Origin of the sequence: Pseudomonas sp. BF-RE-25 (assembly GCF_019956105.1) — a bacterium.
In the GTDB taxonomy this organism is placed as follows: Bacteria; Pseudomonadota; Gammaproteobacteria; order Pseudomonadales; family Pseudomonadaceae; genus Aquipseudomonas; species Aquipseudomonas migulae.
In genome coordinates this window covers 40,324-53,882 of the sequence record NZ_JAHBDB010000012.1, presented here as the reverse complement: position 1 = coordinate 53,882, position 13,559 = coordinate 40,324, and the positions used below count along the sequence as shown (strand labels likewise).

The following is a 13,559-nucleotide window of genomic DNA, read 5'->3' as shown; positions in this document are numbered from 1 at the left end:
GTTCGCCGTCGAGGGTGCAGGCGCGGGGGCCTTTGCTATCTGGGGGGAACGAGTGGCCGAGTGGGAAATTTAGTGAGGCTGAGGGCCCCTTCGCGGGCAAGCCTCGCTCCTACAGGTCAACGCACAACCCCTGTAGGAGCGAGGCTTGCCCGCGAAGCTTCTAAATTTGTCGGGGCAACAAACGTTCTAGCTTGGATAAAGCCTGCTCCATGGCTGACACAGGTAGGGCAATGACGATTTCTCGACGATGGTTCCTGGCGGGTCTGGCACTGACCGGTGCCGCCCTGCCTGCGGCGTATTACGGGCATCGCGAACTGACAAAACCGGACCCGACCATTACCCCCGGCGAAGCGTCATTCGACGTCGCGGATGTGGCTGGTCAGCGTTTGGCCAACACCTTGCAGGGCATCTGGGACATTCGCTTCGAGGGGCGTGACGCGGGGCTCGACGGCTTGCCTCGCGAGGGCTTGCAACTGCTGCTCGACGTCGGTCACAAGGGCCGTGGGCTCAACGGTTTTCTCGATACTTTCGAAGCGCTGCGTGCCGCACCGCCACCGCGCTATCGCGTCCTCGGCGATCTGACGGGTGTAGATAACAAAGAGCTGAGCTGGCGCCTGATCGATTCCCGATCCCCGACCGGGACGCCGGACTACGAATTCACCTTCAAGCTGGACGAAGTCTGGGCCGCATTCGGCAATGCCGGCAGCGGCACTTTGAGTGGGCGTGTACTGCGCCTGGATCGTCCGTTGTCCCTGACCGCCCAGGACAACCGTTTCGTCGCGGTCAAACAGGTGTTCCCTGAAGCGCGTGAGCGCACGGGCCTGGGCCCGGCGTTGCTGGCGTGGCTGATTTCGCCCGAGCACCGCTTGTTCCATCAGCTCTGGCACGCCTCCCGCGACAAATGGCACACCTTGTCCGAAGACAAGCGCAACGCCTTGCGCGGCATCGGCTGGCAGCCGGGGCTTCGGGACAAGGAGCGCGATGCGCGCGGGCCGCGCAAGGACCGCAATGGCTCGGGCATCGACTTTTTTTTCATGCACCGGCACATGCTCGGTACCGCGCGCTCCCTGCAAGACTTGCCGTCGTGGCAGCAGTTTCCGTTGCCGCAACCGGAACTGGTGCGTGATCGCCAGGCCTTTGCCCGTTACTTCGACAACCACGACGGCACCGCTTTGCCGCCGGCCTGGCGCGCCGAAGACGATGACGAATACTCGCAATGGGTGGCCGATCTCAAGACCGCTGAGACCTATCACAGCAATTTTCAGGTCTGGGAGTCGCGATACCGTGACCCGCGTTACTTGTCGAAATTGACCTTGGGGCAGTTCGGTTCCGAGGTCGAACTCGGGCTGCATGACTGGCTGCACATGCGCTGGGCGTCGGTGCCCCGCGATCCGTCCAACGGCCAGCCTGTGCCGTTCGCCCGGGATACCGCAGATTTTTCCGCCCGTTGGTTCGCGGCGGAAAACGACTTTCTTGGCGACCCGTTTTCCTCCCATGTGAACCCGGTGTTCTGGCATTTTCATGGCTGGATCGATGACCGCCTCGAAGACTGGTTCCGTGCGCACGAGCGCTTTCATCCGGGGGAAGTCCGTCGGCTGGAGGTCAATGGTGTGCCGTGGTTTGCGCCCGGTCGCTGGGTCGAGATCGACGATCCGTGGCTTGGCCCGAGCACCCACGGCTGCAACACCACGCCGGGGTTGCAGGCGGGCAAGTCGGTGGAAATGGACCCGGAAACCATGAAACTGGCGCTGCGGATTACCTTTGGTGAAGACGAGAAGAAGTTGGAAGACCTGTTCCGCAAGGTGCCGCAACGGCCTTGGTATGCGCGGAATCTGAAGGCTAAACCGATGACCAGTTAATCAGGCGTACCGCGTTATCGTTCAATCGCGAGCAGGCTCGCTCCCACAGTTGATCTCGGGTGTTCACACATAATGTGTTCGCCATAGATCCAATGTGGGAGCGAGCCTGCTCGCGATGGCCATTCTGAGATCGCTGCAAATTACAAAACCTGCCACCCACCCCCAAGCGCCTTGTACAACGCAACACTCGCCTGCAACCTCGCCAACCGCAGCTGCACATTCAAATCCTGCGCGGCATACAGCGTGCGTTGCGTCTCCAGCACCGTCAGCAAATCCTCGGCCCCGGCCTGATAGCGGCTTTGCGCAATGTCGAAAGCCGTTTGCGCCTGATTCAATTCTTCACTTTGCCATTGGCGCTGGGCGTCCAGTCCGCGAATGCCGGTCAGGGCTTTTTCCACGTCGGCAAAGCCGTTGATGATCGCGCCACGGTAGGTTTCCAGCAGTTCTTCCTGGCGCGCCGTGGCTTTATCACGTTCGGCGCTCAGGCGACCGTTGTTGAAAATCGGCGCGACCAATCCGGCGGTGAGGTTGTAGAACGGGCTGCGCAGCACATCGCTGAAGGTGTCGGCGCCAGAACCGATCTGGGCACTCAATGTCACGGTGGGCAGCATTTTCGCCCGGGCCACGGTCACATCGGCGCGTGCGGCCGCCAGCTGCGCTTCGGCGCGAGCGATGTCCGGGCGACGGTTGAGCAACTCGCTGGGCACGCCCGCACCGATGACCGGCCAACTGAGCTGGTCGAAGCGCTGATCGTCGAGCTTCAGTTCCTGAACCGGACGGCCGAGGAGGGCGGCGAGGGTGATCCGCGCTTCTTCGGCTTGTTGCTGCACCAGCGGCAACTGCCGTTGTTGCGCGGCCACCAGGCTTTTTTGCTGGGCCAGTTCCAGTGCCGTGGCAGAGCCTGAGTCGAAGCGGGTTTGTACCAGGTTCAAAACCTTTTGTGCGTTCGCCAGATTGAGCTGCGCGATACGGTGCTGTTCCTGCAATGACAACGCTTGCGCGTAGGTGCTGGCGACCGCACTGAGCAGCGTCAACTCAACCGTATCGCGATCGAACTCACTGGCTCGCAGGCCGAATTGCGCACTGTCGCGGGAGGCGCGCTGGCCGCCCCAGAAATCGATTTCATAACTGGCGCTGAGGCTGGCGTCGAAGTAATCCACCGCCTTGTTGCTGTCGTCGGCGTCCAGTTGGCTGTAGCCGTTGCCGCGCATCAGCTTCTGGCGGTTGGCGTTCCCGGCGGCTTTCACTTCCGGCAACAGCGAACCGCCGGCGATCACGGTGGTGGCCTGGGCATGGCGAACCCGGGCCAGTGCGGCCGCCAGGTCATAACTGCCGACGCGGGCCTGTTCAATCAGTTGATCGAGTTGCGGGCTGCCAAAGTGCGTCCACCACTGGGTGTTCTGCATCAAGGCGTTTTCATGGTGTGCCGAGTGCCAGGTGGGCGGCGGCTGCAGGCCGCTGTCCGGGCGCGGGTCCGGGTTGGCGCACGCGCTGAGCAACACGCAGAGGGTCAACAGGCTGAGTGGCGCTTTCATAGATCGATCATTCACTGGTAAGGGCCGTGACCGGGTCGAGCCGGGCAGCTTTGCGGGCCGGCATGAAGCCGAAGACAACACCGGTGACCAGGGCGCAGCCGAAGGCACCGAGTACCGCTATCAAAGAGAACGCGACGGCCACTTCGCTGAGAATCAGCACGCCGCCGACGATCAGCGCCAGGGCAATGCCGGCGAGGCCGCCGACCACCGAGAGCATCACCGCTTCGGTGAGGAACTGCCGCAGGATGTCGCGCTGACGGGCGCCGGTGGCCATGCGGATGCCGATCTCGCGGGTGCGTTCGCGCACGGTCATGAGCATGATGTTCATCACGCCAATCCCGCCCACCAACAGCGAAATCGCGGCAATAGAACCGAGCATCAGCGACAGGGTGTTTTGCGTGCGCGCTTCGGCCTGAATCATCGCCGCGTTGTTGGTCAGTTCGAAATCCTTTTTGCCGTCGTGCAGGCGCAACATCAACTGCTCGATGGCGGTTTCCGTCTCTTTGACCTTGCGTGCATCGGCCGCCGCGATGGCCACGTATTCGGGGTTGTGGGTGCCGAACAGCCGCACACTCGCGGCGGAATAGGGGATGGCAATGCGGTCGTCGCTGTCGCTGTCACCGGAGCTGGCACCTTTTTCCGCGAGCACGCCGACTACCTGGAAGGGCACGTTTTCGATCAGGATGTACTGGCCGATGGGGTTGGCCACGTCCTTGAGCAATTTGGTCCGTACCTTGTGCCCGATCACTGCGACGGCCGCCGCGTTGCGTTCATCGTCCTGGGTGAAGTAACTGCCTTCCACCACCGGCCAATTGAAGATCGCCGGGAAGTTGGTGTCGTTGCCGCCGACGTAGCTCAAGTGGTCGAGGTTGCCGAAGCGCACCCCGGCCTCCTGGCCGTTGACCGGCATGATGCGCGTCACCTGCGGCAGGCTGCCGACCGCCGCGACGTCATCGAGGGTGATGATGCCCAGCGGTGTTCGCGGGTTCGGTGCCGAGCCGCTGAGGTAAATGATGTTCGAGCCGAACGCGCCCATCTGTGCCATCACCTGGCGCTTGCTGCCTTCGCCGACGGCCAGCATCACCACCACCGACGCGACGCCGATGATGATCCCGAGCAGGGTCAGCGCGGTGCGAAACTTGTTGATCCACATCACCCGCCAGGCCGCGTGTACGGCGTCCACCAGTTCGCCTTTCCAGGCACCGGTGGCCTCCGCGCCTTCGCTCAGGCGCTTGCGCAAATCCACGGCTTGCAGGGCGCCGGGGTTGGCCGAGGTTTGTACGTCAGGGTTGTCGTGGGCGCTGTCGCTGATGATCAGCCCGTCGCGGATTTCGATGATGCGTTTGGCCCGGGCCGCGACTTCGCGGTCGTGGGTGATAAGGATCACCACGTGGCCCTGGCTCGCCAGTTCATCCAGCAACGTCATCACCTCGGCGCCGCTGTGGCTGTCGAGGGCGCCGGTGGGTTCGTCGGCGAGGATGATGTGGCCGCCGTTCATCAAGGCGCGGGCGATGGATACGCGTTGTTGCTGGCCGCCGGAGAGTTGGTGCGGGCGGTTGCCGGTGCGTGAGGCGAGGCCGAGGCGGTCGAGCAGGGCGGCAGCGCGGGCATGGCGTTCGGCGGCCGGGGTGCCTGCGTAGATCGCCGGCATCTCGACGTTTTCCTGGGCCGAACCGGACGGAATCAGGTGATAGCCCTGGAACACAAAACCGAAGGCTTCGCGGCGCAGCCAGGCCAGTTCATCGCTGTCGAGCCCGGCGACGTTCTCCCCGGCGAAGCGGTATTCGCCGGACGTCGGGCGGTCGAGGCAACCGAGGATGTTCATCAGCGTCGACTTGCCGGAACCGGACGCGCCAACAATCGCCACGAATTCCCCGGCGTGGATCGACAGGTCGATGCCGCGCAGCACGTGGACTTGCGGTGAATCGCCGCCGCCGTAGGATTTGCGGATGTCCTGCAGGTCGATCAGGGGCGTCTGCATTCAGCCGCCACTCCCGTCGACCGGGCCGATCAACAGGTGATCGCCTTCCTGCAAGCCGTCGAGGATCTGCACCCGCAGGCGGTCGCTGATGCCGGTGCGAACATCGCGTTGCTCGATGCGGCCGTTTTTGGCGACGACCTGCGCGGTCTGGATGTTCGGTTGCGTGCCGCCTTGCAGCGCAGCAATGGGCGCGGTGAGCACGTCTTTCGCCTGGTCGGACACGAAGAACACTTGTGTGGTCATTTCCGCCATCAGCGCGTTGTCGGCGTTATCGACGTCGAGCAGCACGGTGTACAGCACCACGCGAGCGCTGCCACTTTTGCTCGAACTGGTCGGGCTGCCACCGCCCTGGCTGGTCTGGTCCAGAGGCTTGGGCGGCACCGGCAGGATTTGCCGCACGGTGCTGCTCCAGCGCCGCTTGCCACCGCTGAGGGTGGTGAACCAGGCCGTCATGCCGGGTTTGACGTGACCGATGTCGGCTTCCGAGACTTCGGCCCAGACCGTCATCGGCGACAACTTGGCGATGCGCAGAATCAACGGTGTTTGCTGTTGCGCGTTGAGGGTCTGGCCGACCCGGGCGTCGAGTGCGACCACGGTGCCGGACATCGGCGCGTAAATGCGCGTGTAACCGAGTTCGGCTTGATCGCTGCGCAGGCTGGCCTGGGCCTGGCGGATCTGCGCCTGGAACATGTCGATGCGTGCCTGGGTGGCGCGCAGTTCAGCCTGGGCAGTTTGCACATCTTCTTCGCGGGTGGCGCCGCCGGCCTTGAGGCTCTGCTGGCGCTGGAACTTTTGCCGGGCCAGCTCGTGCTGTGCCCGTTGTTCCTCGAGTTGCGCCTTGAGGTTTTCGACGGAAAAACGCCCGGCGTCGAGTTTGGCCTGTTGCGTGGACGGATCGATTTCCACCAGCAACTGGCCTTCCTTGATCACGTCACCGACTTCCACATGGATCTTCTGGATCTGCCCGGACGCCTGCGCACCGACGTCCACGTAGCGTCGAGGTTGCAGGGTGCCCAGCGCCGTGACACTGCTTTCGATGTCACCCCGACTGACTTGTACGGTGGCGAATTTGTCCCGGCCGGGCGGGATGACCTGCCAGGCAGCCACGGCGATAACGGGGATCAGACAAAGTGCTACAAGCAGGGCGCGTCGGGTGTGTCGGGGACGTTTCATGCAGGGTTCCGGCCAATGGATATCGGCCCGTCGCTCAGCCTGCGCACAAAATCCGGCAACAGTTGAACGCTGTCGGGAAGCCGACAGAGACGGGGAGCTGTCCTTTATACGAGGAAAGAACCGAGGAATTTAGGCACGGACACAAGCCGACACAATCACCTTGTAGGAGCGAGCTTGCTCGCGAAGGACGTTAACGATAACGCGCTTCTTCCTGACTAAACGCGTTGCTCTCAAGTCCTTCGCGAGCAGGCTCGCTCCTACAGGTTCGCGACTATTTGTCGGGCAAGATGAAGCAATACTTTAAATCTATATGAGAATTACTATAAATTACGCACCTCGAACTGCCACTATCGTGCCACTGCCCATTTCGGCGGTCGTTGCGGTGGCTCAAGGAAAGAAACCGCACCCCTGCGGCCGGGAGTCATGGTTGGAAAACTACTATCGCGAGCTGGTGTGTTTCCTCAACGCCAAGCTGGGCAACCGTCAGGTGGCCGAAGATGTGGTGCATGACGCTTATGTGCGGGTTCTGGAACGTTCCAGCGACACGCCGATCGAGCAGCCCCGGGCATTCCTTTATCGCACCGCGCTCAATCTGGTGATCGACGACCATCGGCGCAATGCCTTGCGTCAGGTCGAATCGCTGGAAGTGCTCGACAACGAAGAACGCTATTTCACCCCGTCCCCGCACAACAGCCTCGACCACGGCCAACGCCTGGAAATGCTCCAGCGTGCCCTGGCGGAATTGCCACGGCTGTGCCGCGAGAGTTTCCTGCTGCGCAAGATCGATGGCCTGTCGCACCCGGAAATCGCCGAACGTCTGGGGATTTCCCGGGCGCTGGTCGAGAAGCACATCGTCAACGCGATGAAGCATTGCCGCGTGCGGATGCGCCAGTGGGATGCCCACTGATCTTCTCCGCTGGGTAAAAAAACAATATTAAATTTTGTTTCATTGTCCTCGTTCCCTATCAACAGACGACCTGCTGTCCTGCTCAAGGCTGGTCAGGTCACTTAGGCTTACGCCCCACTGTTGAGGGGTTCATCCAGAGGACACTGGAAATGACACAGGCAATTGCATCGCCCATCGTTCACGACCTGATCGGCGTCGGTTTCGGCCCTTCGAACCTGGCGCTGGCCATCGCACTGCAAGAGCGCGGGCCGACCCAGGGCGAGCTGGATGTACTGTTTCTCGACAAGCAGGCGGACTATCGCTGGCACGGCAACACCCTGGTGACCCAGAGCGAGCTGCAGATTTCCTTCCTCAAGGACCTGGTGACCCTGCGCAATCCGACCAGTCCGTATTCCTTCGTCAACTACCTCAAGCACCATGGTCGTCTGGTGGATTTCATCAACCTCGGCACCTTCTATCCGTGCCGCATGGAATACAACGACTACCTGTGCTGGGTCGCCGGGCAATTCGCCGAGCAGAGCCGTTACGGCGAAGAGGTGCTGACCATCGAGCCGGTGCTGCACAACCAGCAGGTCGAAGCGTTGCGCGTGATCTCCCGCGATACCCAAGGCCAGCAACACGTGCGCACCGCCCGCTCGGTGGTGGTCAGCGCCGGTGGTACACCGCGCATTCCCGAAGCGTTCAAGGCGCTGAAGGATGATGGTCGGGTGTTCCATCATTCGCAGTACCTGGCGCAGATGGCCAAGCAGCCGTGCGTGAACAATCAACCGATGAGCATCGCGATCATCGGTGGCGGGCAGAGCGCGGCAGAAGCCTTCATCGATTTGAATGACAGCTTCCCGTCGGTGCAGGTCGACATGATCCTGCGCGGCTCGGCGCTGAAGCCGGCGGACGACAGCCCGTTCGTCAACGAAGTGTTCTCGCCGGAATTCACCGACCTGGTGTTCCAGCAGGCGAGCAGCGAGCGCGAGCGTCTGGTCAACGAGTACCACAACACCAACTATTCGGTGGTGGACATTGACCTGATCGAACGCATCTACGGGATCTTCTATCGCCAGAAAGTCTCGGGCATCGCCCGTCATGCGTTCCGTACCCTGACCACCATTGAAAAAGCCACCGCCACCGAGCGCGGCATCGAACTGGCAGTGCGTAACAACGCCACCGGTGAAGTCACGGTGCGTCACTACGATGCCGTGGTTTTGGCCACCGGTTATGAGCGTCAGATGCACCGCAAACTGCTGGCACCGCTGGAGCAATACCTTGGTGATTTCGAGGTGGACCGCAACTACAAGCTGATCACCGACGAACGCTGCAAGGCCGGCATCTACATGCAGGGCTTCTGCCAGGCGAGCCATGGTTTGAGCGACACCCTGTTGTCGATCCTGCCGATTCGCGCGGATGAGATTGCCGGGTCTTTGTATGAGCATGGCAAGCATCGTGGGCATGGCCGTTCGGTGGTGGATCTGCTGCTCGCGACTGCCAGTTAAGGTATTCGGCGTCTGTCACGCCGCCATCGCCGGCAAGCCGGCTCCTACAGTTGATCGCATTCCCCTGTAGGAGCCGGCTTGCCGGCGATGGCGTCCTCAAAGACACCAAAAATGCCGAATCCTGAACCCTTCCTGAAGATCCCGGCAATTCCCCGACGACTTGCCAATGCATCGTTTACTCTCCACAAATCGGGGCGTAAGCTTCGCGCGTTTTCATCAATAGCGGAGACCCACAGTGGGTACTTGTTCGAGTGACAGTAGTCGGCCGGTTTCGATAACCGGCAACAACCCGGCAAGATAACGCGCAACTTTTTGTGCCGTTGTCTCGCCTGATAGCGAGCAGCGGCATCCCGATCGCGGCCAGTCCTGGTCCGTGTCCCGACGTCCTCTCATCGACGCTGAACCGTGCGTGATGTTCGACTTTTTGTCGTCATCGCGGTGCACCGACACGCCTGCTGGAAGGTTTCCCGGCTGACCCTGGGGGAACTGCCATGAACCTGAACCTGCTCAAAGAATTCTTTGCCGGATTCCTGCGCACCCGTCACATCGCCCGACACTTCCGTCGCCTGGCGCTGCTGGAAACCTTCACCGACACCACGGTCAGCCGCGAGGTGCCGCCCACTTTGGCGCAAACCCTGGTGAGCGCCGCCAACAGCGACACCGGCCAACTGTTGCACAACCTCGGTAGCCACACCGACGGCCTGAGCGAAGCCGAAGCCGATGCACTGCGCGTGCAATTCGGCCTCAACGAAGTCGAGCACGAGCAACCGCTGCCGTGGTGGACTCACCTGTGGCACTGCTACAAAAACCCGTTCAACCTGCTGCTGACATTGCTCGCGGTCATCTCGTGGCTGACCGAGGACATGAAGGCCGCCATCGTGATTTTCTCGATGGTGGTGCTCTCGACCTTGCTGCGCTTCTGGCAGGAAACCAAATCCAACCAGGCAGCCGACGCGCTCAAGGCGATGGTCAGCAACACCGCCACGGTGATGCGTCGTGATGCCCTGCGCACCGAAGTCCCCATCAAACAGCTGGTGCCGGGCGATCTGATCGTGCTCTCGGCCGGCGACATGATTCCCGCCGATTGCCGGGTGCTCAGCGCCAAGGACCTGTTCGTCAGCCAGGCGGCGATGACCGGCGAATCGATGCCGGTGGAAAAATTCCGCCACCAGCAGGACAGCGACACCAGCAATCCGCTGGATCTGGACAACATCCTGTTCATGGGCACCAACGTCGTGTCCGGCACGGCGATCGCGGTGATTCTGACCACGGGCAACAGCACCTATTTTGGCGCGCTGGCCCAGCGGGTCGGTGCCACCGATCGCGCGCCGACGTCGTTCCAGACCGGGGTCAACAAAGTCAGCTGGTTGCTGATCCGCTTCATGTTCGTGATGGCGCCGCTGGTGCTGTTCATCAATGGGTTCACCAAAGGCGACTGGACCGAAGCGCTGCTGTTCGCACTGTCGATTGCCGTGGGCCTGACCCCGGAAATGCTGCCGATGATCGTCACCTCGACGCTGGCAAAAGGTGCGGTGTTCCTGTCGCGCAAAAAAGTCATCGTCAAGCGCCTCGACGCGATTCAGAACTTCGGCGCCATGGACGTGCTGTGCACGGACAAGACCGGCACTCTGACCCAGGACAAAATCTTTCTGGCGCGCAACGTCGACGTCTGGGGCAACGACTCCGACGATGTGCTGGAAATGGCCTACCTCAACAGCTACTACCAGACCGGCCTGAAAAACCTGCTGGACGTGGCGGTGCTCGAACACGTCGAAATCCACCGTGAGCTGAAAGTCGGCACGGCGTTTCACAAAGTCGACGAGATCCCGTTCGACTTTACCCGGCGGCGTATGTCGGTGGTGGTTGCCGAGCGCGGTCAACCGCATCTGTTGATCTGCAAAGGTGCGGTGGAAGAGGTGCTGGCGGTGTGCACGCGGGTGCGTCACGGCGAACGCGATGAAGCACTGAGCGATGAACTGCTGGCGCGGATTCGTCAGGTCACCGCCTCGTTCAATGCCGAAGGGCTGCGGGTGGTGGCGGTTGCCGCGCGGCCAATGATCGAGGGGCGCGACACTTACAGCCTGGCGGATGAGCAGGCACTGACGCTGATCGGCTACGTGGCGTTTCTCGATCCACCGAAGGAAAGCACTGCGCCGGCCTTGAAAGCGCTGGCCGCGCATGGCGTGGCAGTGAAAGTGCTGACCGGCGATAACGAACTGGTGACCGCGAAGATCTGCCGCGAAGTCGGCCTGGAGCAGCAAGGCCTGTTGATGGGCAACGACATCGAGCGCATGACCGACGCCGAACTGGCGGTGGCCGTGGAGACCACCAACGTCTTCGCCAAACTGACGCCGTCGCACAAGGAACGCATCGTCCGTCTGCTCAAGGGCAACGGCCATGTGGTCGGTTTCATGGGCGATGGCATCAACGACGCCCCTGCGCTACGCACCGCCGACATCGGTATTTCGGTGGACAGCGCCGTGGACATCGCCAAGGAAGCGGCGGACATCATCCTGCTGGAGAAAAGCCTGATGGTCCTGGAGGAGGGCGTGCTGGAAGGGCGGCGGACCTTCGCCAACATGCTCAAGTACATCAAGATGACCGCAAGTTCGAACTTCGGCAACGTGTTCTCGGTGCTGGTGGCCAGCGCGTTCATCCCGTTCCTGCCTATGCTGCCGATGCACCTGCTGGTGCAGAACCTGCTCTATGACATTTCGCAGATCGCCATTCCGTTCGATAACGTCGATGAAGAAATGCTCAAGCAACCGCAACGCTGGCAACCGGCGGATGTCGGGCGTTTCATGCTGTTCTTCGGCCCGATCAGTTCGATCTTCGACATCACCACGTTTGCCTTGATGTGGTACGTGTTCGACGCCAATACCCCGGACCACCAGACCCTGTTCCAGTCCGGCTGGTTCGTGGTCGGGCTGCTGACCCAGACGCTGATCGTGCACATGATTCGCACGCCGAAGATTCCGTTCCTGCAAAGCCGTGCCGCCATGCCGCTGCTGGTGATGACCGGAATCATCATGGCCGTGGGGATCTTCCTGCCGATGGGACCCTTGGCGCACTACTTCAAATTGCAGGCGCTGCCGTCGCTGTACTTTGTGTTTTTGCCGGTGATTCTGCTGGCGTACATGGCGCTCACCCAGGCGGTGAAGGGCTTCTACATCCGCCGGTTTGGCTGGCAGTAATGCTGCCAGATGTAGGAGTGAGCCTGCTCGCGATAGCGGTAGATCAGCCACTTTAATGTTGGATGTACCACCGTCATCGCGAGCAGGCTCACTCCTACAGGGATCGTGTGTTTTTCAAAGGATTCATCATGCAAGCACTCAACAACATCAACCTGACCTCCCTGGTCGACACCCTGGTCAGCCTCAGCGCGGCCTTCATCCTCGGTGGCCTGATCGGCTTCGAGCGCCAATACCGCCAACGCACCGCCGGCCTGCGCACCAACGTGCTGGTCGCGGTGGGGGCGGCGATTTTCGTCGACATGGCCAACCGCCTCGGCGGGGCCGAAGGCGCAGTGCGGGTGGTCGCCTACGTTGTCTCCGGCATCGGCTTCCTTGGTGCCGGGGTGATCATGCGCGAAGAGGGCAACGTGCGTGGCCTCAACACTGCGGCAACGCTTTGGGCCTCGGCGGCGGTCGGTGCCTGCGCGGGGGCCGATCTGGTCCTGGAGGCCTTGCTCGGTACGCTGTTCGTACTGGCGGCCAATACCTTGCTGCGGCCGATCGTCAACAACATCAACCGTCAGCCGCTGGATGTGATTTCGGCTGAAGTCACCAACATCGTTTACGTGATCGCCCGCCGTTCCCAACAAAAAGCCGTGCTGGCGCTACTGGAAGCGGAACTTGAGCGCAGCAATTACCCGGCGAGCGATGTGGATGTGCACGCGTTCGGCGCGGATGAAATCGAGGTGGAGGCGACCCTCGCGACGACGTCTGTGGACGGCGACGAACTGGACGCGCTGGTGGCCCGGATTTCGACATCGACGCTGGTGGTGCAGGCATTCTGGAGTCCGAGTACGACGGAATAGCGTTGAATCCCCTCTGGCAACGGAATAAATGTCTCGGGTTTTAGGAATAGTCCTACAGAAAGCTCGTTGGCTCTTCCGTAGCCTTGCGGCCTCACGAATCTGAAACCCTCCTGGGGGCCCCGGTTGCCGAACAAAGCGTTACGTATCCTGATTGCCGACGAGCAGCATTTTCAGCGGATGAGAATCGAGCGCCTGTTCAACCGGCTCGATTATTACCGCGTGGCCCCCGTGCAAAACCTTGCCGAACTGTTGACCCTGACCGAGTACGGCGGCGTGCCTTTCGACCTGGTGGTCATCAATGCCGCGTTGGCGGACAGGGCACTGGACTTGCGCGACTTCTTCCTCGATCACCCACAGGTTCACCACGCCTTGATCTATGACGGGCCGCCGACCCCGGCTTGCGGGCAGCAAAAGGTTCAGGTGAGCGATGCTGCGTTACCCGATCTGGCGTGCATTCAACGGCTGATGGCGACCGTTGATCCTCAGCTACCGCTCGTCGGCACTGTCATTTCTGTCAGGTAGTCGGGCGCGTGTTTCCGTGCAAGAGTCTTCGCGCAGCTGCTGCGTGTAGCCGGGGT

Annotated in this window: 9 protein-coding genes; 6 read left to right on the top strand and 3 right to left on the bottom strand. The window is 61.6% G+C overall.

Going from position 1 to position 13,559, the window contains the following annotated elements:
* Positions 1 to 230 precede the first annotated feature (230 nt).
* A complete protein-coding gene (locus KGB24_RS07420) occupies positions 231 to 1,859 on the top strand; it encodes a PvdJ/PvdD/PvdP-like protein (protein ID WP_223414205.1) in 1,629 nt (542 codons plus the stop codon).
* A 140-nt stretch (positions 1,860 to 1,999) separates the two neighbouring features.
* Here the strand turns inward: KGB24_RS07420 and KGB24_RS07415 are convergent, their stop codons facing one another.
* The 3 genes from KGB24_RS07415 to KGB24_RS07405 are packed head-to-tail and all read right to left on the bottom strand — an operon-like array spanning position 2,000 to position 6,548.
* A complete protein-coding gene (locus KGB24_RS07415) occupies positions 2,000 to 3,394 on the bottom strand; it encodes an efflux transporter outer membrane subunit (RefSeq protein ID WP_223414206.1) in 1,395 nt (464 codons plus the stop codon).
* A gap of 7 nt (positions 3,395 to 3,401) precedes the next feature.
* Positions 3,402 to 5,375: a MacB family efflux pump subunit gene (locus KGB24_RS07410; RefSeq protein WP_223414207.1), complete on the bottom strand. Its 1,974-nt coding sequence runs from the start codon at positions 5,373 to 5,375 to the stop codon at positions 3,402 to 3,404.
* Positions 5,376 to 6,548 (bottom strand): efflux RND transporter periplasmic adaptor subunit, encoded by a 1,173-nt coding sequence (locus KGB24_RS07405; RefSeq protein WP_223414208.1) that lies wholly within the window; start codon positions 6,546 to 6,548, stop codon positions 5,376 to 5,378.
* A gap of 427 nt (positions 6,549 to 6,975) precedes the next feature.
* Here KGB24_RS07405 and KGB24_RS07400 point away from each other — a divergent pair, with 427 nt between their 5' ends.
* The 5 genes from KGB24_RS07400 (at position 6,976) to KGB24_RS07380 (ending at position 13,503) form a co-directional block, all read left to right on the top strand.
* On the top strand, positions 6,976 to 7,455 hold the full coding sequence (locus KGB24_RS07400; RefSeq protein ID WP_008032335.1) for a sigma-70 family RNA polymerase sigma factor: 480 nt from the start codon (positions 6,976 to 6,978) through the stop codon (positions 7,453 to 7,455).
* A gap of 149 nt (positions 7,456 to 7,604) precedes the next feature.
* Positions 7,605 to 8,942 carry a lysine N(6)-hydroxylase/L-ornithine N(5)-oxygenase family protein gene (locus tag KGB24_RS07395; protein WP_223414209.1) on the top strand — a complete coding sequence of 446 codons (1,338 nt, stop codon included), beginning with the start codon at positions 7,605 to 7,607 and terminating at the stop codon, positions 8,940 to 8,942.
* A 491-nt stretch (positions 8,943 to 9,433) separates the two neighbouring features.
* Entirely contained in the window at positions 9,434 to 12,136 is a 2,703-nt protein-coding gene (mgtA, locus tag KGB24_RS07390; protein WP_223414210.1) for a magnesium-translocating P-type ATPase, read from the top strand.
* Between the two features lie 128 nt (positions 12,137 to 12,264).
* Positions 12,265 to 12,981, top strand: coding sequence for an MgtC/SapB family protein (locus KGB24_RS07385; RefSeq protein ID WP_008032341.1), 717 nt, complete (start codon positions 12,265 to 12,267; stop codon positions 12,979 to 12,981).
* A 123-nt stretch (positions 12,982 to 13,104) separates the two neighbouring features.
* Positions 13,105 to 13,503, top strand: a complete 399-nt coding sequence (locus KGB24_RS07380) for a chemotaxis protein CheY (RefSeq protein ID WP_223414211.1) — start codon at positions 13,105 to 13,107, stop codon at positions 13,501 to 13,503.
* Positions 13,504 to 13,559 lie beyond the last annotated feature (56 nt).